The 21,907-nt window shown below is 29.0% G+C and carries 15 protein-coding genes, 1 other RNA gene and 1 pseudogene; 15 read left to right on the top strand and 2 right to left on the bottom strand.

The window, feature by feature from the left end; genetic code table 4:
• Positions 1 to 37 precede the first annotated feature (37 nt).
• From fba to BLA55_RS04400, 12 genes are all read left to right on the top strand, one after another.
• Positions 38 to 910 carry a class II fructose-1,6-bisphosphate aldolase gene (fba, locus tag BLA55_RS00605; RefSeq protein WP_073372195.1) on the top strand — a complete coding sequence of 291 codons (873 nt, stop codon included), beginning with the start codon at positions 38 to 40 and terminating at the stop codon, positions 908 to 910.
• A gap of 106 nt (positions 911 to 1,016) precedes the next feature.
• Positions 1,017 to 1,652, top strand: coding sequence for a thermonuclease family protein (locus tag BLA55_RS00610; RefSeq protein ID WP_073372196.1), 636 nt, complete (start codon positions 1,017 to 1,019; stop codon positions 1,650 to 1,652).
• Positions 1,653 to 1,662: 10 nt separating this feature from the next.
• Positions 1,663 to 2,478, top strand: a complete 816-nt coding sequence (locus BLA55_RS00615) for a GNAT family N-acetyltransferase (RefSeq protein ID WP_073372197.1) — start codon at positions 1,663 to 1,665, stop codon at positions 2,476 to 2,478.
• Positions 2,465 to 2,965 (top strand): redoxin domain-containing protein, encoded by a 501-nt coding sequence (locus BLA55_RS00620; protein ID WP_073372198.1) that lies wholly within the window; start codon positions 2,465 to 2,467, stop codon positions 2,963 to 2,965. The genes BLA55_RS00615 and BLA55_RS00620 overlap by 14 nt, the downstream gene beginning before the upstream one ends.
• A gap of 211 nt (positions 2,966 to 3,176) precedes the next feature.
• Positions 3,177 to 3,308: a hypothetical protein gene (locus tag BLA55_RS04485; protein ID WP_256373944.1), complete on the top strand. Its 132-nt coding sequence runs from the start codon at positions 3,177 to 3,179 to the stop codon at positions 3,306 to 3,308.
• 388 nt (positions 3,309 to 3,696) lie between these two features.
• The gene (dnaE, locus tag BLA55_RS00625) at positions 3,697 to 6,639 is read left to right on the top strand and encodes a DNA polymerase III subunit alpha (RefSeq protein WP_167542422.1); all 2,943 of its coding nucleotides are present in this window, start codon (positions 3,697 to 3,699) and stop codon (positions 6,637 to 6,639) included.
• Entirely contained in the window at positions 6,639 to 7,502 is an 864-nt protein-coding gene (locus BLA55_RS00630; protein ID WP_073372200.1) for a 5'-3' exonuclease, read from the top strand. Before dnaE ends, BLA55_RS00630 begins: the two co-directional genes overlap by 1 nt.
• Positions 7,503 to 7,504: 2 nt before the next feature.
• On the top strand, positions 7,505 to 8,077 hold the full coding sequence (locus BLA55_RS00635; RefSeq protein WP_073372201.1) for a dephospho-CoA kinase: 573 nt from the start codon (positions 7,505 to 7,507) through the stop codon (positions 8,075 to 8,077).
• A gap of 41 nt (positions 8,078 to 8,118) precedes the next feature.
• Positions 8,119 to 9,123: a hypothetical protein gene (locus BLA55_RS00640; RefSeq protein WP_073372202.1), complete on the top strand. Its 1,005-nt coding sequence runs from the start codon at positions 8,119 to 8,121 to the stop codon at positions 9,121 to 9,123.
• 7 nt (positions 9,124 to 9,130) lie between these two features.
• On the top strand, positions 9,131 to 9,961 hold the full coding sequence (locus BLA55_RS00645; RefSeq protein ID WP_073372203.1) for an ATP-binding protein: 831 nt from the start codon (positions 9,131 to 9,133) through the stop codon (positions 9,959 to 9,961).
• A gap of 1 nt (position 9,962) precedes the next feature.
• Positions 9,963 to 10,796 carry a methionyl-tRNA formyltransferase gene (fmt, locus tag BLA55_RS00650; RefSeq protein WP_073372204.1) on the top strand — a complete coding sequence of 278 codons (834 nt, stop codon included), beginning with the start codon at positions 9,963 to 9,965 and terminating at the stop codon, positions 10,794 to 10,796.
• Between the two features lie 419 nt (positions 10,797 to 11,215).
• The gene (locus BLA55_RS04400) at positions 11,216 to 11,476 is read left to right on the top strand and encodes an ATP-binding protein (protein WP_256373994.1); all 261 of its coding nucleotides are present in this window, start codon (positions 11,216 to 11,218) and stop codon (positions 11,474 to 11,476) included.
• Positions 11,477 to 11,560: 84 nt separating this feature from the next.
• On the opposite strand, the gene ssrA is transcribed toward BLA55_RS04400, so the two are convergent.
• Positions 11,561 to 11,948, bottom strand: a transfer-messenger RNA (tmRNA) gene (gene ssrA, locus BLA55_RS00660).
• A 1-nt stretch (position 11,949) separates the two neighbouring features.
• The gene (smpB, locus tag BLA55_RS00665; RefSeq protein WP_073372206.1) at positions 11,950 to 12,387 is read right to left on the bottom strand and encodes an SsrA-binding protein; all 438 of its coding nucleotides are present in this window, start codon (positions 12,385 to 12,387) and stop codon (positions 11,950 to 11,952) included.
• Positions 12,388 to 12,799: 412 nt separating this feature from the next.
• Between smpB and BLA55_RS00670 the strand changes: the two genes are divergently transcribed.
• From BLA55_RS00670 to BLA55_RS04255, 3 genes and pseudogenes are all read left to right on the top strand, one after another.
• Positions 12,800 to 19,198: a hypothetical protein gene (locus tag BLA55_RS00670; protein WP_073372207.1), complete on the top strand. Its 6,399-nt coding sequence runs from the start codon at positions 12,800 to 12,802 to the stop codon at positions 19,196 to 19,198.
• Positions 19,199 to 19,624: 426 nt separating this feature from the next.
• Positions 19,625 to 21,261 (top strand): annotated as a pseudogene (locus tag BLA55_RS04115) (IS1634 family transposase).
• Between the two features lie 80 nt (positions 21,262 to 21,341).
• Positions 21,342 to 21,485 (top strand): hypothetical protein, encoded by a 144-nt coding sequence (locus BLA55_RS04255; protein WP_157089895.1) that lies wholly within the window; start codon positions 21,342 to 21,344, stop codon positions 21,483 to 21,485.
• The last annotated feature ends 422 nt before the right edge of the window (positions 21,486 to 21,907 follow it).

The following is a 21,907-nucleotide window of genomic DNA, read 5'->3' on the forward strand; positions in this document are numbered from 1 at the left end:
TTTATATACATTTAAAAATTGGAAAAGGGGACTTGATATGGCATTAGTTAGTGCTAAAGAAATGCTTAGAAAAGCAAAAGAAGGAAAATACGCAATTCCACATATTAATATTAATAATTTAGAATGAGCAAAAGCTGTTTTACTTACAGCACAAGCTGAACAATCTCCAATTATCGTCGCAACCAGCGAAGGTGCCTTGAAATACATGGGAGGTTTTGATGTTGTTGCTGGTATGGTTACAGGTTTAATTAAAGACTTAAACATTACTGTACCTGTTGCATTACACTTAGATCATGGTTCATACGAAGGTGCATTAAAAGCGATCGAAAACGAAGCTTATACATCAATTATGTTTGATGGATCACACTTTCCATTTGAAGAAAACTACGCTAAAACAGCTGAATTAGTAAAATTAGCTGCTGCTAAAGGAATGTCAGTTGAAGCTGAAGTTGGGACAATCGGTGGAGAAGAAGATGGTATTGTTGGAAATGGCGAATTTGCTGATCCAGCTGAAGCTAAAAAAATGGCACAATTAGGAATTGACGTTTTAGCTGCTGGAATCGGAAACATTCATGGTCCATATCCTTCAAGCTGAAAATCATTAAGCTTTGAGACATTAAAAGAAATTTCTGAAGCTGCTGGAATTGGAATCGTGCTTCATGGTGGAAGTGGTATTCCTTTAGATCAAATTCAAAAAGCAATTAGTTTAGGAATTACAAAAATTAACGTTAATACTGAATTACAACAAGCAAACCACGCTGCTTTAAGAAAATACATTGAAAGCGGTAAAGATTTAGAAGGCAAAAACTTCGATCCACGTAAATTATATAAACCTGGATACGATGCAATGTGTGAAACAGTAAAACAAAAAATTCACGAATTCGGTTCAAACGGAAAAGCTTTCGAATAATTTTAATCTCAAAAATAGATCATATTTGGTCTATTTTTTTATTCAAAGTGGATTATTCATTCCACAAAACTCACATGTGACTTATTTGATTTATAATTAAAGTGTTATGACTAAAAAAAGCTTTTTTACAAAATTAAAATGATTAGCTTTATTTGCTACACCACTTGCACTTACTACATTAAGTAGTGCGTGTGTTCAAAAACAAGAACAAAAAACTAAAAACGAAGAACCAAAGCAAGCTATTTATTATCTTAGATATGTTTTTGATGGCGACACAATCGCTGTATCTCCTAACTCACCAACTGAAAAGGATTTTATCAAAGTTCGTTTCTTTGGAATTGATACTCCAGAAACCAAAAAAGAAAATAAGGTCGAAGCCTTAGCTAAATACGAAGACCATTATGCACAATTAGCAACACTAGGACTAAAAAGAATGCTTCGCGGTTCAGAAAAAGTCACCTTAGAAGAATTTGGAAAAGACAAGTATGGTCGTACTCTAGCAATTGTCTACAATTCTAAAGGTGAAAATCTCAATTATGAAATGGTTAAACAAGGTTTAGCACGTGCATATTACATTTCTACAAATCCTAAAAGCTTGTTCTATACAAACACACCTACTAAAGTAAAAATTTACAATGATTTAATGCAATTACAAGCAGAAGCTAAAGAGAAACAAATCAATATTTGAACAAAACAAAATATTAAAGATGTCTTTCATGCTTTTACTGAATTAGCTGAATAATAAGGAAAATATGGAAAAATTAACTATCAAAAATCAGTCGGAATTATTAGAATTTTTAAACCAAGATTACATCAATAATTTATTTTTTATTGGCGATTTAATTGAATTTGGTTTTGATGATCCAAGTGTTAAAAGTTACGGATTCTATGAAAATAATAAATTAAAAGCAGCAATAATGCTTTTTCATTCAACACTTTTAATTTCCGATCCAGATAATTTTATTTCCAAAGAAGAATTGATTGAATTCATTAAAAATCAGAGCGTTTCGAACATTATTGTCGAACAAGAGTGTGCTCAACATATCAATGAATTAATAAAAAAGGATTATCAAATTGAGATTAAACAAGAAGAAATTTTGGTGTTAAATCGACCAATTACTCAAGAAGGATTCATCTCAAATTTTGCAAACCGGGACGATTTAAGTTTAATCATTGATGGACGTAAAACTATCGAAGAATTTAAAGGTGTTTCAGCTCAAGGTCTTAAATTAGATTATTTACAAAGAACCTATGATACAGGATTTTACGTTCCTTTTATAATTAAAGAACAAAATATTGTAGCTTCTCATGCTTCAGTTGCTTGTATGACACCTAAAGCTGCAATGATCGGTGGTGTATACACTTTAAAAGAACACCGTAAAAAAGGTTATGCAAGTGATTGTGTGTTAAATTTATGTAAATGACTACAAGACAAGCACAAAACTCCTGTTTTATTCTTTGATAACCCTCTTGCCGGGAGTGTTTATAAAAAAATCGGATTTGAACATTTCGGATGATTAAATGTTATGATATTAAAAGAAAAAGGAGATAAAAATGAAAAAAATTAAATTCAAACAAAATGAAGTTCATTTAAAAGATGAAACTTTAAAATTAGGAGATGTTATTGATTTAATCAAAGCTTATCCAAAAGGTTCTTTTGAATTAAGTGACGTAAAATTCGGGGACAATTACACTTTAATTACCACTTTTCCAAGTATTGACACAGGTGTTTGTGATTTACAAGTGATGCGTATGTCAGCAATTGCTAATGACTATCCAAATGTTAAATTTATCACATTATCAGCAGATTTACCAAGTGCACTAAACGGATATGCAAGTAAGCATGAAGTGTCAAACTTAGAAATGTATTCTGATTATTACAACAATAATTTAGCTCAAAAATTTGGTTTATTAATCGACGAATTAAACTTATTTGCACGTTCTGTTTTCGTATTAAATGACAAGCACGAAGTTATTTATTTCGATTTAAATGAACAAACAGGTGATCAAATTGATTTCGACCGCTTGATTGAATTCTTAAACACTTTAAAATAATTACTCAACATGAAAATAGCTGTTTTTAGTTTATTTTCATGTTTTTTATTCAACAATACTTCTGTAAAATCAGTAAAATAAATTTATGAAACGAGCTCATAAAATATTATTTTTTGGTGCACTCACAGGGACAATTATAATTGTTGTTAGCGGTGTTGGACTTTGAGCAGCGTGTACTCCGAAAATTCATAACAACCTATAAAATGATAAAGTGTCCCCAGGGGACGATTCTAAGAAAGCAACCGAACCAAAAGTTGATGAATCTAAAAATATGGTAACTGTCCCTGGGGACACTGAACCTATTTCAGGTGTTGAAGAAGGTAAAAAAGATCAAACTAATTAACAAAAAAGTGATGAGTTAAAAATAGTTTTATCTAAAATTGAAAATGATGAAAAATTAAATAAACAAGAAAAATTACTTTATGAAATTTATGATTCGCTAGATCCAGAAAATATCATTGATCGATTGATTTATTTTATTGAAAAAAGCGATAAAGAATCTGATATAAACCGTTGAATTATTGAGGATTTGAAAATTTTGCCTGAGCAAACATTTTTAAATAAAGTATAAAATTCCAAAAAACCTTTAAAACTATTTTATAAGGTGTTTTGGAATTTTATTTTTAGTGACTGAAACAAATATTTGAATTTTGTTTAATTTGAGCATTTAATATTTAAAAATTATAATTTTTAAATAGTGTAAATACTTTAAAATTCTTAATATGAAACAAATGATTTACTTACATGCAAATACTGAATTTTCATTTTTAAATTCAACAATTAAGATTAATGAATATATTCAAAAAGCTAAGGAATTAAACTTTGAGTTTTTAGCTATTACTGATAAAAACAATTTATTCGGTATGGCTTATTTTGTGAAAGAATGTCAAAAAAATAATATTAAACCGATTGTCGGTTTAGAAATTAGTCTTTGAGTTGAATCTGAATCTTATCAAGTAATTTTATATCCTTTAAATCATGATGGTTATGAGTTGATGAACTCAATTTCATTTGCAACTAGTCAAGGTCAACAAATTACTTTAGAACAAATTGATAATCCAAATATTGTATTAGTCGATCACATGGAATTAGGTTTTAATTCAAAAGCTCGAATTTTGCCACAATTAAAAAACACAATTTTTTATCAAAATCTTTCATCGAATGATTTTAATGATTTGCCAACTGTTTTTATTCCAAGTAAAAACGTTTTTTCACTTTCACAAGAATTAGTTTTAGATCGTTTAGTTCAAATTAAAGGCGATTCAAACTTACCTTTTAAACAAAAATATGATCTTTTTGATCAAAACGAATTTAATAATGTTAATGACCAAATTTACCAAAATACTATTGAATTAGCAAATAAAGTAGTTTTCTCATATGCTAATCCGAGGCTGAATTTAGCTCAATTTAGTCACGAAAATAACATCAAAATTTTAGAAACTAAAATTAACCAAGGACTCAAAGAAAGAAGTAATACCTTTACTCAAAGCGAGTTATTACAGATTCCAAAACGTTTACAATACGAATTTGAAGTTATTCAAAAATTGAACTTTATTGATTATTTTTTAATAATTCAAGATGTAATTGAATATGCAAAAAACCAAAACATCGGAATTGGACCAGGTCGTGGTAGTGCAGCTGGTTCATTGGTGTCTTATTTATTAGGAATTACAAATATCAATCCTTTAAGATTTGACTTACTTTTCGAACGTTTTTTAAACCCTGAACGTGTGAGTTGACCAGATATTGATATTGACGTGCAAGATGATAAAAGAGAGTTAATTGCACAATATATCGCAAATAAATATGGTCGTGAATACTGTTGTTATATTTCAACTTTCCAAACTATTGGAGCAAAAATGGCCATTCGCGACATTGGTCGGACACTATCTATTCCGCTAAGTGTTATTGATGGTATTTCTAAATCGCTTAATGATAATGAAACTTTAGAACAGGCTTATGAGCATAATCAACTTTATCGAACTAAAATTTTAAATTATCCACAATTGCATGATTTAGCAAAACAAATCGAGGGACTTCCGCGTCAACAAGGAACTCATCCAGCTGGGATTATTATTACTTGTGATAAAATTTCACAATTGGCACCACTTTATGATGCAGGTGCGATTTTGCCACAGGTGCAGGTACCACTTAATTTTTTAGAAGATTTTGGTTTATTAAAAATTGACTTTTTAGGACTTAAAAATTTAACAATTATTAAAGAAATTGAATCATTATTAAAACCAGAAATGTTATTTGATAATCTATTCTTTACTAATTCGAATATTTTGAATGATCCTAAAACACTGATGATTCTAAATGCTGGACACACTGAAGGGGTTTTCCAAGTTGAAAGTCCCGGTATGAAAAAGACAATTCGCAAAGTTGGAATCCATTCATTTGATGACTTGTATACCATTATTTCTCTTTTCCGTCCAGGTCCAATGGAATATATTGATGTTTATGCCAAAAACAAAAGAAATCCAAGTTTAGTCAAAAAAATTGAACCAAATTATGATCGAATCGTCGAAAATACTTATGGAATTATTGTGTACCAAGAACAAATTATGCAAATTGCTCAAGATGTTGTTGGAATGAGCTTTGGTCAAGCTGATTTGCTCAGACGTGCAATTTCTAAAAAAGATGAAAAGAAAATGCATGAGTATAAAAAAATGTTTTTTGAATTAGGACTTCAACGTAACATCAAAGTAAATATTTTAGAATCAATTTACTCAAATATTGAAAAATTTGCCGATTATGGATTTAATAAATCTCACGCGGTCGCATATGCATATTTAACTTTTAAAATGGCTTATTATAAAGCTCATTACAATTTAATTTTCTTCAAAGCTCTAATAACCAACGCTGGTGGTACTCACGCAACTTTAAATCGTTATATTCAAGAATGTCGTGAAAGTGCAATTAACGTTTATTCTCCAGAAATCAATAACTCTGGTGGTTCGGTTCGAATTGTTGGAAGTAATTTATTTTTATCTTTCTATACTATTAAAGGAATTGGTAAAAGTGTGGTGGACAAATTATTAACTGAACGCGTTAGTTATGGAAAATACCAAAACTTTATTGAAGCTTATTTAAGATTACGACTTTTTGGTCTTGGTGAGTCAATTTTACAAACTTTAATTAAAGCAAATGTGTTTCGTAATTTCGCAAATTCCAAAACTTTATTAGCTAGTGCAATTAATTTGGAAAACTTTGTTTCATTAATTAAAATTCGTCTTAAAAAAGTTACTGATGAAGCTCAAGCGCATCAAATTATCAAAGAAGAAATTGAAAAAGTTCAAAATATTGAAACAATTATGGAACTACACGAACCAGATTTAGTTTTTGATCAAGAAAACGAAGTATCTTTATTAGGAAATCGTTATAATACTTTTCCGACAATCAAATACGAATCAGATGTTCTCAAATTAAATTGCATTCGTGATAAAGAAGTTCGTGTTGTTGCACACGTGAATAAATTTTTCAAAGCTCGTGGTAAAGAATATTACACACTTGAATTAGGTGATTCATCACTAGATATTACCATTTTTATTAACGCCTCGAAATATCAAGATTATGAAACTTTAAAAGAAAAAGAGTTAATTTGAGCAACACTCAAACGTTCAATTAACACTGGAAAATACTATTTAGTAGAATGAGAGAAGGTTAAATAATGAAACGATTTTTACTTGTTGATGGTAACTATTTAATGTTCCAAAGTTTTTATGCGACTTATCGTCCGGACTCAAGTTATATTATGTCCAACCAAGAAGGTGTTACTACTAATGGAACCTTTCAATTTTTCAATATGTTAACCAACTTAATTCAAGAAGTGCGTCCTGATTATTTATTCATCGCTTTTGACGCACCAGGTAAAACATTTCGTCATGAAAAATTAGATTCATATAAAGATAATCGTGTGTCAGCACCAGTTATTATTTTTGACCAATTCAAATGAACTAAACATATTTTAAACGACTTAAATATTGCTCATGCTGAAATTGTTGGTGCTGAAGCGGATGATTTAATTGCAACACTTTCAACTCTAGAAGACACTCAAAAAATCATTTACTCAGCCGATAAAGATTTATTGCAATTAGTCAATGAAGATATTTGCATCATCAAACGAAATGCTCGCGAAGGAATTTTCGAATATATTAATCTTGCTAATTTTGAAAGTCACTATGAAATTCGTCCTGAACAAATTATTGACTACAAAGGACTTTTTGGTGATACAAGCGATAACTTGCCAGGCGTTAAAGGAATTGGTGATAAAACTGCTAAAAAATTATTATTGCAATATGGAAATTGAGACACGATTTACCAGAATCTAGATAATTTAACCCCTTCGGTACGTAAAAAATTAATTGAAGGTAAAGAAAGTGGTGAGTTATGTCGTGAATTGGCAACGCTAAAAAAAGATGTTGCACAATTAAATCATAATCTTGTTTCTTATGAACTTAACATTAGTGACAATTACGAAACATTAGAATATTTAGAATTGAATCGAATTATTAACAAATTCGAGAAAATTTAATTATGATTGCAGTCGTAGGTAAAGTAGCAAGTGGAAAAAGTACTTTTTTAAAACACTTGCAAGAATTAGGTTTCAAAATTTTCATTTGTGATGATTATGTCAATTGACTTTATTGCAATGATGAACAAGTGAAATTGAATTTCATTAATTTTTTCGGTCAAGATGTAGTTCAGAACGGACAAATTAACAAATCTTTCTTAAAAGAGCAAATTAAACTCAATCCACAAAACTTAAAATTTATCGAAAAAGTGATTTTTCCAATCATTTTTGAGCATTTAAAAACACATTTATATGATTTTGTTGAAATACCAGTTTTATTTACTGACATAGTTGACTTTAGTAAATTATTTTCAGCAATTTGAAATTTGACAATCGATGAAGAAAATCACCAAAAATTTCTTGATTCGCGAAATGTTGATAACTTTTTAAAATCACAATTTATTGAAAAAAAAGCATATTTTTTCGATGAAATTAGCACTTTTCGCGGAATTAAGGTTGTGAATATCTCGTTGGATAAAAGAAGAACAAGCGAATCAATTAAAGAATTTTTAAGCAACCAAAAAATCTACATTTAAAATACTTTTACTAGTGCAAATTTTTAGCGTGAGGTAATAATATGAAAAACAATTTGACTGGATTTTTCCAAATTGAAAAAAATGACAAGATTACTTCTGAAGACTTAAAAAGTCTTCGTAAATTTTATGCACCAATTTTAGGTGCACAAGCTATTCTTTTGTACGAATATTTATTAGATTTAGCCTCTTCAAGCGATAAAAATAGCTATCATTCTAACTTTGAATTATCTGCTTTGGACATTCTTTTAGGCACAACTAAAGAAGCGATTACTGACGCAAGAATGAAATTAGAAGCTTTATCTTTAATTGAAACATTTAAAGATCACGTTAATTCACGTGTGATTTTTGCTCTTAACCGTCCTTTAGATGCAAAAGGAATTGAAAAAAATATGCTAATTAAACAAAAAATCATTTCATTAATTGGTAAAAATCAATTCCAAAGATTATTAAAAGATGAAACATTTAAAAATACTTTTGATCGTGATGAAGTTGAAGAAATTTCAGTAGATTTTGATAGTTATTTTTATGAAGCAGAAACAACAACTATCCAATCGAATTTAATCAATAATTTAAAAACATCAATTGAAAAAATGGATAAACCCAAAATGGTTCAACAAACACAAAAAAATATTCCAACTTTTGGTGTTAATATCCAAAGTCGTTTAAATTTTAGTAACGATAATTATTACGATAACTTTTACGAAGCTGCATTGAAATTAAATTCATTTGATTTTTATAAATTCTTATTAAATATTCAAGATCTTGAAGAAAGAGAAATTACCTTAATCCAAAAACACTTGAAAAATTTCAAAAGTGATAAATTATTGAACTTAACAATGTTAATTAGTTACTTTTTAATCAATGGTGTATCATTCAAGTTTGTTTCTTCATTTGCTAAAGAACTTAAAAAACACTCAGAAATTGAAAACATGTCTTTTGAAGAATTTGAATTAATTATGGATAATTTTGTCTTTAACAATTCAATGGACCAAATTAGTTACATGAAATTCAAAGCTCTAAAAAGTTCTTATTTAGGTAATTTATAATTAAATTATGAAAAATAATAGTGAATTAGATTTATTAAATCAACTTCAAAGCAGCAAATCATTCAATGTAGTCCAACAATTAAAAAGTTACGACACTTTAGCTTTATTATTCGAAAAATTACAAATTAGCGATCAAGAAATTTTTGACCATGCAATTGAATTCTTTGACATTTACGAACAATCACTTCAAAATCAAAGTCGTGTTTTAAAAACTAATGTGATTCGTGAAAATGGTAAACTCAAGTTTTTTAAATTATTTTCGAACAATAATGAAGGAAATCGTTTTAAAATTCTTAGTAACACGCTCTTTAGCGATATTTCCGAACCAAATTACAACGCTTCAATTAAATCAATTCTTAATTCTGAAAACCGTCAGAATCTTTTTTCATTATTACGTAATTTGGACACTTTAGGACATAGTTTTTCCAACTTTGTTTACCTAAGTGGTCCAATTGTTTCAGGTAAAAGTTATATTTTAAGTGCTATTTCAAATTATTATGCTCTCAAAGATAAAAAAGTCGCTTTTTTAGATTTAAAAAAGCTTTTTTCTGTGTTTTTAGATTTATTTGCAAAAAAAAGTAAAATCAATTTCTTAATGCATGAAATCATGAATAGTGAAATTTTATTAATTGATAACTTTGGTTTTAAACATGATACCGAGTGATTTGTCAATGTCATTATTGAAATCTTAAAACATCGTGCTGAAAAGAATTTAATTACATTTTTAGCTAGTGAAATGCAACTAAAACAATTTAACAACACCGATGATGTTAATGCTTTAAAACTTTATAAAATTATTAGTCAAAATAGTGATTTTGTTTTGACGATAAAGGGGTAAAATGAGAATAATTTTAGCAGGTACACCTGAATTTAGCGTACCGATTTTCGAAAAAATCATTCAAAATTTCAATGTTGTCGCGATCGTTTCGCAACCTGATCGTCCAGCTAATCGTAATTACAAATTACAACCAACACCAACTAAATTATTAGCTCAAAAATATAATATTCGTCTTTTTCAGCCAGATAAAATTAGTGAAATTTATGATGAATTAGTCGAATTAAAACCTGATTTATTACTAACTTGTGCTTTTGGTCAATACATTCCGCAAAAAGTACTTGACATTCCAAAATATGCACTTAATATTCATGGTTCGCTGCTACCAAAATATCGTGGTGCCGCACCAATTCAATATTCATTACTTAATGGTGACACACAAACTGGTATTTCTTTAATGTTTATGACCAAACAAATGGATGCTGGAGACGTCATCTTTCAAGCTAAATTAGATATTAATTTAAAAGATACAAGTGATAGTTTATTTGTTAAAATGTGTGATTTAGCAACTCAAAATATCACTCACTGATTAAACAAAATTGCTCAAGGTGATTTCACACACACTCCACAAAATCATGAATTGGTCACTCTTTCACCAAAATTATTAAAAGAAGATGCTCAATTGGATTTAACTCGTCCTCGAAATGAAATTTTTAATAAAATTCGTGCTTTTAGTTCAAATCCTGGTGCATACACATTTATTGATAATAAACGAGTAAAAATTTATTATGCATCGTTAGAGGTAGTAAAAAATGCTCTTAAATTAGAGTGTGCTGATGGTGTTTTATATGCGACTGATTATCAATTTGAATCTAAAAAACGAATCAAATTATCATAATCAATATTTTGTTAGAAAGTAACAATATTAAGAAAAAATTCTATGAAAATATCACTAAAAAAATCAAAATCAAAATTTTATAAAAATTTAACTTATTAGTACCAAATTCTACATCATTAAATAATGCTGGTTTTATGCTTTTGTCAAATCAAGCACAACATGAGTTATATTGTTTTTATATCAAGAAAATGAATCCGATAAAATAAGTCGCTCACTTTTTTAATAACACGAAATCAAATGTCTTGAATTTAGTTGATCAAGCAATTAATTTTATTATGAAAAACACTGTATTACAGAGTTTTATCGAATCTAATTCTGCAGTTTGAAGACATCAAAAAATAGCATAATTATTCAAAGATATCGTTTACAATTACTTTATTTATTCTGATTATTCCTCGGTAAAAGCTCACTGCATTCACATTTGCAAAGAGTATGTTACAGTAACTTCTCCTGCTGAGTATTTTCATAATGTGGAACCAGAAGAATTTTTTACAAAATTACCAACAAGCAAGAACCGTAATAAATTAATTGCTAAGATATTTAAAAATGCTAATCTAATTCCGAATGACGTAACTGGATTTATTAAAATTATGCAAATTTGTCATAATATCGATCTTAAAATCGAGTTTTTCAAAACATCAGATGATTTCTCAGTTACAATTTATCACGATAATTTTTAGTCTTAATGCATCCCAAAATAACTGGGATGCTTTTATTTTGACACAAAAAAAGTTTGACACAATTGTATCAAACCAAATTCTCTTTGGTGGAGATGCCGGGAGTCGAACCCGGGTCCACATATGTCTACAATAACTAAGTCTACAGTTTATCCTATTTTAATTTACCAATATTAAGCTAACAGGCAAAAACTTAATATTAGCTTCTAAAGTTTGAACTTTAAATTTAATTCCTTTAGTAAATTAAATCGATCCTTGAAACCTACATTCATTTCTTAAGGAGAGAAATGATGCAACTTGATGCTATATACTAAGCAAAAGCAAGATTTGTGTTTCCAGCAAAAGCTGGGTGTGAAAGAACAAAAGATCTTTCTGATTTGTTTTCTTTTCCGTTTAAGAAACCTAGAAGTAATTATAGTCTACCACACTACTGCATTAACTACCTAAACATACATGTCGAAACCATTACATCCCCGCTAGAAGCTTTTGAGTGTTTTTTCCAGACGTTTTTGTACTTCACGCTCGATAATTTTTTGTCGTTTGTCATATTTTTTCAAACCTTTAGCAACTGCTATTTCTAGCTTAATTTTACTTGTTTTGGTAAAATATAACTTTGTCGGAATAATCGTAAACCCTTTAGCATCACATTCAAAAGCAATTTTTTTGATTTGTGCTTTATGTAAAAGTAATTTACGATCTTGATATTCATTTCCTTCGACGGCCATGTATTTTGCAAAATATGAATCTTTTAAATACATTTGACCTTTATAGATCGAACAATATGAATTACTTAAACTAACTTTACTAGCTCGAGCTGATTTAACTTCTCAACCAGCTAAGACTATTCCACATTCAAAACGGTCAATAATTTCATAATTACGAGTATCTTTTTTGTTATCATAAATTATTTTCATAACCTTGTAAATTATAAAACAAACAATCATTTTTGCAAAATTTATTAATTAAATTGTTATATTATCAATAACTCTATTTTAGATATACCACAAAATAATTTTTCATTATAAATTATGAAATTTAATTTATTTTTAATTGATATTTATGGAATAATAAATTTCATTAATATTTTGACTAATAATACTATAAAATAGTAAGATTAGTAAAAAAATCCCTCTTTTTGCACTAAAAATGCTCAAATTTGTAGTTTTATCACATGAATATAGATAGATTAAATATTTAAAAGAGTTTTTTAATTTTGTAAATGTGTGTATAATATCAAATGAGACTTAATATGGTAAATATAGTATCGATAGCAAATGTACATCTATATTTTGTCTCATATTATAAAAATTTATTAAAAGGATAAATATGAAAAAGAATAAAAAATTAGTTATTTTATCTTCTTCATTAGCAGGATTGGGACTTGCTGCTGGTGCACTTGCAGTAAGTTGCAACAATGAGAAACCTGTTTTAACTCAAGAAAACGTTAATGCTGAAGCACAAACCGTTGAAATTAGAGTTAAACAAGGTGTTACTTTATCTTTCTTACAAACTGCGAAACCACAAGATTTCCATGTTGTTAAAAAAGATGGTAGTGAATTAGATACAGAATTATATAACTATGACGTTGTTGGTGTGGAAACTACAAATGACGAAGCAAACCACCAATTAACACTTAAAGTTACCGCAAAAGTTAGCGCAAAGGCAAACCCTGCGTTAAGTAGTGAAGTTGAATCTCAAACTTATTCAGAATCTACATTATCTGATGACGAGAAAGAGCAACAAAGACAAAGAGAATTGCAAGAACAAATCAAGCAAAACTTAAATTCTTTAGCTGCTCCATCATTTACCTACGCAAATAAAGAAAATATTTATTTACCTACAACTTCTACTCTTTCAAAAGATCAAGTACAAGTTGAATTAGGAGACTTAAGATTCCAAGTTAATGACGTAAAAGTTATTTCTGTGGAACCTAAAGCTGATAATGTAACAACAGCAGTTGTTAAATATCAATTACAATCATTGGAAAACGTTCAAGTTTTCAGTGATGAAAAAACTGCTGAAATTACAGGATTCAAATCAGTTGAAGAACACAACAAATCAGAATTAGCTCGTCTTGAAGAAGTTGCTAAAGCTGTTAGTGTTGATTACGAAAATAAAGCTGACATTATTTCTTCAGCGGCCGTTTCAACAGGTGTTCAAGTTAATTTACCTGAAAACACTGTAAATGTTCAAGTTAAAGAAAACAGTGCTCAAGTTTTAGATCACTCTGTTGAAAATAAATCAATTCACGTAGGATTTACACTTGTTTCTACAGATCCAAACTATCCAGGTGTTGAATTTGCTGTTTCAGGTTTAGTTGTTGAAGGATTCAAAGAATTATCACAATACAACAAAGATACATTAAACTACTTAGAAAACATTGTTAAATCTTTAGTATTTAATGGTATTAAACAAACTAAAGCAGAAAACGAAACAAAATCAGACGCTGAACTTGCTTTAGCTGCTTACAAAAAAAATCCTGAAGCTAAAATTATTAAAGTAGGTTACAAAACAGCTGATGGTGAATTACCAAGCGATGTTAAGTTAACATACAAAAACGTTTGAGGTGTTTCAACACATCCAAATGCTTTATTAATTGAATATACTTTATCAAAATCAAACGGTACAGACAACGAAGTATCAACAAGTGCTAAATACACAATCTACAACTTCGGACAAGACAAAAAAGTTCAAGAAGAAACTGAAAATGTTTACGACGAATTAGTAAAAGAAAAAGACGCAATTCAATTAACTGCAAATCAAAATCTTGCATTAAACAATGATGCTAAAAACAGTTATTTAGTTGACAAATCTTTAAAAAATGTTACTCAAAAACAATGAATCTTACCAAGTGAATTTAAAAAAGAAGTTTTAGCTGAAATTGAAGCTGCTAAAAAAGATTACAATTCAAAAAACAAAGGTGAAGATGAAGTTGCTGCTTTAAATAGTTTCTTCGATAAAAATAAAGATAAAATTTTCTTCTTTGATCAATTAAAAGCAGGAAACTACGAAAACTGAGTTGTTACAAGTATTCAATTTGGTAATGATGAAACAATCGATGCAAATGGTGTATTAACAGGAACAGTTGTTTTAAAACCTAACTTTAATGAAAAAACTAGTCCTAAAAAAGCAAAATACAACGATGATGCAACATTAGTAAAATCTATCGAATTCAAAATCGCTGGATTCATGTCAACACCAATTAAACAACACATTCAAAAAGTTATTGTTGAAAAATTAAATGCTATTTACGTTGCTCCTGAAAACTCAGATAGTGTTGGAGCTGCAATTTCATTTACAAGCAAAGGTAAAAACCGTGGTGTTGCTGTTTCAGAAAACGCAATTGACTTAATTCCTTTAACAAATGTTGAAGTATTTAGCAACCCTGAAGAAGCTCAAAAATTATTTAATAAATTCAGTGCTAAAAATGGTTTCGTTGCTTCACAAAGTGATAGCGATAACAATGCTGTTGCTACTCAATTAGCAAAAGATAGCACTACACGTTCAACAGAATTAATTACTTCAGTTATCGATTTATTAATTAATGATGAAACTAAATTAGATATTACTAAAGAAGATAATACAACTGAGAAAAAAACATTAAAAGATTTCTTAGGATTAGAAGATAGAAAAGAAAAACTTATTGAAGGTGCTTTCTTAGACTTTGATGTTGTTAGAAGTCTTAAATCTTCAGTTGGTACAACTACAGCTAGAATTGATACAGCTACAACAGTAACAATTCCTGGTTTAGGAAAATACAGTGCTTCAATTCCTACTCAAAACAACATTTCTGGATTCTTAACAAGCGAAAACGAAGAAGAATTAAAACTTCAATGAAAAATTACTGCTCAAAAATTCATTACTCAAGCAACGCAAGCTAAATATCCAATTCGTTACAACAAAAAGAACGATGATGCAAATGATAATGATTCAACAGTTATTACAGATGTTACTGAAAATGATGCAAACTTAAAATACTTCAAATACTGATATGGTAAAAAAGCATCTGATGATGTATACTCAACTAAAGAAGTTGACTTAGCAAAAGAAGGAATTGTTTTACCAGAAAAATTCTATACAACAGATACAGATCAAGGTACAGATATTTTTGCTGATAAAGCTGGTAAAAAAGAAGTTGCTGAAGAAAAATACAGAAACTACGCAATGAAACTTGTTGTATTAAAAGCAAGTTCAGAAGGTGTGGCTAAAAATCAACTTAACTTAACATATAAATTAGTAAACCCTTACCATCCAACATGAGAATTTTCAGGTGATGACAGTGCTCAAACACGTACAATTCAAATTAGCTTTATTTCAGTTAAACAAAATGAAATTAACAAAGTTGCTAAATTGAAAGAAATCATTAATGATAACTTTGATAAACTTGTAAATCTTGATTACACAAACAAAGAAGCTATTTCTGCATTTAAAGCAGGTGAAAAATACAATAATCAAAAAGCTAATAATCAACCTCATCCAGAAATTGTATACAGCTTCAAAGATGGTGTTACATTAGCTGATTACATTAGAGATGAAAATGGTGATTACAAAAAAGGTTTTGATATCTTTACTGAAAACGAAGAAAAACAACCATTATCAAATTGAGCTGAATTATCACTTAAATCATTTACTTCAAAACAAGCAACTGAAGAAGGTGCAGCATATCAAGAAGGAACTACAGGTAGTGCAGGTGTTGTATTAACAGTTAACACCAAAAAAGGTAAAGAAGTTGCTAGCGACGGTTCAACAAGTGCTGATTTAAACGAAAAATTAATCTCTGGATTCCAATTATCAAATGCACAAGAAAAACAAAGATTAAACAAACTTCGTGGACAATTTGCATTCCTTAACTATCCTTCAATCCAATCAGGTTTAGAAGAAGTTAAAGAACCAGAAAAAGCTGAATTAGTAAGAGAATTAGCAAAAATCTGAATCGATGATGCTAGAGTTGCTGAAAAAGGAAACTATAGCTTTATTGCAAACTACAACAACGAAAAAGAAAATGCTGTTGCTGTTATTGATTCAGTTGAAATTCCTAGTGTAAATACATCAAATTCAGTAACAATTAAATACCACTTTGAATCAAAAACAAACGCTGGTACTAAATCAGATACTAAATCATTTACATTTGTTGGATTTGGAACAAAACAACAACACGTTCTTGCTGACAAAAAAGCTGAATTAACAGCTGAATTAAACAGATTAGCATTCAAATACGCAATTACTGATGCTAATGCTCAAAATGCAGCTACAAAAGTTACTCCTGCTAAATTAGCTGAACAACAAGACGAAGCTCAAAACAAATCATTATATACTCCAACAAACAGAACTGAAAACTTATCATATGATTATGTAATTAAATCAGTTACACCTTACGGTGAAAACGGTCAAGATGCTAAAGATTACAACAGAGTTGCATTAAGAGTTGTGTTAAAAACTACAGTTGAAGGACAAGAAGTTATAACTGATGCTAAAGACATTATTGTTGGAACATTCTTAACAGCTGCTAAACAAGAAGAAGATAGATTAAAAGCAGTAAAAACTATTACAGCTGACATTAAAGCTGCATCATTCTCTAAAGGTGAATTCTTACCTGATTTAGCTGAAGTTGCTAAAATTTGAGGAAACTTGAAAGATGAAGAAACTTCACCAATTCAATTCTCAAACTTAACAGAAAGCAACGCAAAAGTTGTATGAGGTGACAAAAACTTCAAGCTTGTTGCTAACAACAAAGAAGGTAAAATTTCTGCTACATTTAAGGTTCAATCTACAAAACCTGGATTAGAATCAGTTGTATTTGAGAAAAAAGTTGACATTACCGGATTCCTTACACAAGAACAATACGATGCTAAATTTAACACTGAAAGAACACGTCTTAACGAATTAGCAACTAAATTACATGATTTAGGTGCTGAAAATCAAAGTGCTATTTCATGAACAAGACCTACAGATAGAGATAAAGATCCTCAAGTTTCATTATCACAATTATTAAATGATAGAGGAACAAATGAGTTATGACAATACTTCTCAATCACAGGTGATTTAGCTACTGATGCAAGACTTCAAGTTATTGCTGTAACTAAAGGTGTTAAGGAAACTGACGTTATTGTTACATTCAGATTAATTTCAACAAGAGAAGGAATGAAACAATACGAAGTTCAAAGAGAAGCTGATAACACTGCAGATCAAGATTTATCAAGATTTGCTGGTGTTGAATCAGACATCATGACAGCTAAAGCTACTGTTATGAACTTGTTAACAGATGAGCAATTTGCTAAAAACTTTGAATTAAACCAAAAATTACAAAAATTAGCATTAACCACAACATCTAAAGAATGAAATGGAAATGCTGAATACAACGCATTATTAGATTTTGCTCCTGTTAAAGCTTACAACGCTACATTTGATAAAGTTACAGATCCTGCATTATTAAAAGTTCTTTCTGTATTAGATACATTAGTAAGTCAAGAAGAAAATAAATACGGTGTATTGACATTACCTGAATCAAATAACAATAACAAAAATGAATCAACATTTACTATTGTTAAAGATGGTAAAGATGTTAAAGTTTCTACTACATTAGCAAGAGAAGTTACTGGATTAAGAATTAACAACGAATTCTACGAAGTTAGTGAATTCACAAACTTAACAGAACTTATTACTGGTGGTTTATTAGGTAATAGTGATACAGATACTTTATACGCTAAAATCGTATTAAAAGACAAAGATTCTGATGTTAAATCAAAAGAAATCTTAGTTAAAATTTCTGGATTCTTAACACCTAGCCAACACCATGCTAAAGAAATTCAAGAAGTTGCAAAACAAGCTAAATTAGTAGATACAATCGAAAGATTAGCAAAAATTTCTAACGTTCGTTTAACAAGCAAATACAACGGTTCGACAGTAGTTGAAAACTTTGATGAAAGTTGAGCAACAACTGAAAGTAAATGAGCAGAATTATACGAATTATACATCCCTGCTGCAGGTGAATCAACAGCTGATTCAACTTCATTATGATCAAAAGATAGAAATAATGGAAAAGCACTTGCTCTTAATGTTGCTTCTGAAGTTGAAAAACTTACAGATAAAGCTAAGAAAGATGCTTTAGTAGAATCTGGAATGAAAGTTACTGGTTCTCAAGTTCCATTCATGAACGATGGTGTTCACTTAACAGAAAATGCAGATAATACTGAATATCGTGTTAACTTTGTAATTAACAGTGTAAAACCTGAAGGTGAAAAATTAGTAATTTCATATACTGTTACTGCTTACGATTACGTAGTTGAAAATAAAGTTGCTAAATTAAAAGAAATTTACACAGCTAAGAGTGCTACAGTAATTGAAAAAGGTGAATTACCTACATTTGCTAATAAAGAGAGAAAAGATGAAATGTTAAAAGCATTACAAAGTGCTTCAACAACATTCGATTCTCCTTCGAAAACAATGACAGCTTCTGAATTTGTTGCTAAATACAATGATCAAAAAACAACAAAAGAAGAAAAAGAACAATTGTTAACTTACACATTAGCAAACCCTGACTTTGCTCTTGAAATTGTTAGAGTAACAGATGATTCAAACATTTATATTGGACGTGTAATGATTGAATACAGAATCAAATACAACGGATCAGAAAAAATGTTTGATTCAAGAGAATTCAAGGAAACTCAAACCAAAATTGGATTCATTAATGGATTTGCTTACGATTCAACCAAAGTTACAAACTAATAATTAGTTAAAATTAAATATTACAATTCAAATTCCCAGATTTGAATTCAATAATTAAACAAAAAAGCCAGAAGTTCCCAGCTTCTGGTTTTTTTATGTTCTGCTTATTATGGTTAAACTTCTACTAACCATCTAATAGGCTAGAATTTGGACGAAAAAACACACAAGTTAAGTTATATAAAGAGATATATAACGTCAACTCATGTGTTTTAGTTTATTCCTGATCTTCCAACTTGGAAACTCAGTAATTTTGAGCAAAAACCGAGAATTTCAGTCGATTCTATTCTTTAGTTAAATCAGCCTGAGTTTCCAAGTTGAGCCATATAATTGGCTCATTTTTTTTACACATATATCATAGATATATGAATAAATAAAAAAATTCATTTTTTTACTTACATTACACACATAAAATGATATAATAAGTGTATGAACTACAATCTATGCAAGAAAAAGCAAAATGGAAAATATTATTTAGTTTTAGCTATTTCAAAAGGTTTTAAAAAAGGTTACGGTAGTCAAATCGGTTTAGGCTATTGAGAAGATATAAAAGAAAAATATTCATTATCCTCTATTGAGGATATCAAAGAAATCGCAAGTAAAATTGATGTTAATTTGGATAAGCAAAGTGCAAAAGAAGAGTTTTTCAAATTACTAAAACCTAATTCAGTAAAAACGAGCATTCAAAATATTGGTATCGATTTAATTTACAAAATCATTAAAGAACTAGATTTGTTTTCAGCGTTACCAAAAAGCAAACATAAATCTTTAGAAGAGGTTTTAGAATTTTTTATAGCCACAAGAATTATTTTGCCAAGAAGCTATATGTCGCAATACAAAAATAAGAATGACTTCATAAACGATATTAATGTTAAAAAAACATCAATTTACAACTACCTTGATGTTATTTTAGAAAACAAAGATTCAGTTTTAGTAAACCTTTTTAACAAAATAAATGAATTAACTAACCGTAATAATGAAATTATTCATTTTGATAATACAACTGTTTATTTTGAAAGCTTCACACGAAAAGGTATCAGAAAAAACGGATTTTCAAAAGATGGAAAACATAATGAAGATCAGGTGGTGATTGCTATGGCTGTAGATTGAAACGGAATACCATTACACTATAAAGTTTTTCCAGGGAATACTGCGGATGGTAAAACAATGTTATCGTTTGTTTTAGAACTGCAATTTCTTTATAAAATAAACGACATTACAATAGTCGCTGATCGTGGAATTAATAATAATGCGAATTTGCGTTTTCTAGAACAAAAAGGTATTAAATACATATTCCAAAAAAGATTAGATACTTTAAGCAACGAGATGAAAAAATTTATTTTACAAGACGAAAACTATACTTTCAGAGATGATTTTTTCTGAAAAGAACAAATGGTGGAATCTATATGAAACAAAAAGAGATTTAATGGCCAATACCGAAAATGATGTGTGTTTTTTAGTCCTGGTAAAAGAACACTAGACAAGTTAAAAAGAAACAATTTCATCGATAAACTAAATCAAAAAGCTATTAACGGAGAACTACATCTTAGTTCATTAGTTCCTGAATACAAAAAGAAATATATGGATATAAAATGGTAAAACGGTCGCGAAATTAAACTGAGAAAAAATAAAAGAAAAAGGAATCAATCAGAGGATGGTTTTTATTATTATTGAAACCAATATTCTTAACTTAACACCATCAAGAAGCTAATGAAATTTATAAAAGACAATGAAAAGTAGAAGAAAACTTTAGAACACTGAAATCTTCTTTACAAGTTAGACCTGTATTTGTACACAGCGAAAAACACATACTAGCACATCTTTTATTGTGTTTTATTGCTCTCGTTGTTTTAAAATATTCTCTTTACAAATTAAAAAATTATTATAAAAGCAACGGAGAAATACAAAGAGTGACTTTAGATCTGTTTATTGATTCTTTAAGGATGATGACAATTACAAGAAAAGAAATTGATGGTAAGGTTGTTCAGGAAATAATAAATGATTTAGATGAAAATCATAAAGAAAACATAAAAATTTACAAAGACTTTATTGCATGCATGACGTAATTCTATGTGTGTAATTTTAATCACGAAAAAAACAAATACGCCTATATCGTAGGTGTATTTGTTTTTTATGCTTGAGTAACTTGGAAACTCAGGAAGCATTAAAAACAAAATCAAAACCAGATAATTTAAGTATTTTCTGATGAATTTTACTTGGATTATTGACTGCAGGAATTGGCACTTGCATTTACTTTCTTGCTAAAAAGTCGAAAAAAGACGAAGAATAAAAACTAATTTCCATAACAAAAAGTTGAATAGCAATATTCAGCTTTTTTTGTGCAATTTGGCCATACATTAGGTTAATTGTCCCTAGGGACGATTTCGAGTATTAAAGTGATATTAAGTGAATAGTACCCTGGGGGGAGGATTACTACATTATTTGTTAGATCATAATTTATTAAAATTTCAGAAAATAACAATCAATACTACTAACTAGGAAACGCAGGGAAATGGTTGCTGGAATCAATAATTAACTTTTTAATTATCCAATTTACTATGGATTGATTTGAATATTAACTCCTTTTGTTATCGGTTTAATTTTGCAAATAATTATTACATACAAACTGGCAAAACAAATTTCAAAAACAAAAATATAAAAATTATTTTTCATACCATAAAAATGACTAAAACGTCTGTATTACAGGTGTTT

The sequence above is a fragment of the Mycoplasmopsis pullorum genome (genome assembly GCF_001900245.1).
GTDB lineage: Bacteria > Bacillota_I > Bacilli_A > Mycoplasmatales > Metamycoplasmataceae > Mycoplasmopsis > Mycoplasmopsis pullorum.